Source organism: Photorhabdus sp. RM71S (genome assembly GCF_042879355.1).
GTDB classification, from domain to species: Bacteria; Pseudomonadota; Gammaproteobacteria; order Enterobacterales; family Enterobacteriaceae; genus Photorhabdus; species Photorhabdus kayaii.
Map to the genome: position 1 here is coordinate 1 of NZ_JBHFKV010000359.1, position 220 is coordinate 220.

Annotated in this window: 1 pseudogene; it reads right to left on the reverse strand. The window is 40.5% G+C overall.

Going from position 1 to position 220, the window contains the following annotated elements:
- Nucleotides 1-105: pseudogene (locus ACGF5R_RS25215) on the reverse strand (IS30 family transposase); the annotation flags it as partial.
- Nucleotides 106-220 lie beyond the last annotated feature (115 nt).

Sequence of the window (220 nt, forward strand, 5' to 3'; positions counted from 1 at the left end):
GATTTCATTAAAATCGGTTTCCTTTGGAAAGTATTGTCTGATTAACCCATTGATATTCTCATTGATCCCTCTTTCCCAAGGCGAATAAGGGTGAGCAAAGTAAATTTGGGTGGCAGATTCGACTAATAAGTGCAATTTTTCAGAAGGGCGGTCAGTTGCTATAGTAGGCATCTTTCTCGCCAAAGGAAAATGCACTATGGCCTATACACAACTGACCGAA